The sequence below is a fragment of the Massilia sp. CT11-108 genome (genome assembly GCF_047302915.1).
GTDB classification, from domain to species: domain Bacteria; phylum Pseudomonadota; class Gammaproteobacteria; order Burkholderiales; family Burkholderiaceae_D; genus Telluria; species Telluria orientalis.
Window position 1 is genome coordinate 1 of the sequence record NZ_JBKYMO010001546.1, and the last position, 266, is coordinate 266.

General features: G+C 64.3%; 1 protein-coding gene. It reads right to left on the reverse strand.

Translation table 11 applies throughout. The features are described from left to right. Window positions 1-266, reverse strand: a 266-nt coding sequence (locus ACEN88_RS35555; protein ID WP_413347102.1) for an EamA family transporter, incomplete at both ends; no start/stop codon positions are given.

Below are 266 nucleotides of genomic sequence, written 5' to 3' on the forward strand. Positions count from 1 at the left end.
GTAGACGGCCTTGTCGGAACCGATGCGGTGGATCAGCGTGAAATAGGCGGCGAAGGCGATCACCGAGCCGAACAGCGAGAGGTAGAGCAGGCCGCCCCAGTATCTGGCGGTGGACGGCATGCTGAACGATTGGCCGCTGACCAGCACCCACACGGCCACCAGCAGGCTGCCCCACAGCATCGACCAGGCCATGGTCAGCAGCACGTTGGACGATTGCTCGCGCACCTTGATGACGACCACGTTGCCGACCGAGCTGGCGATGGTGG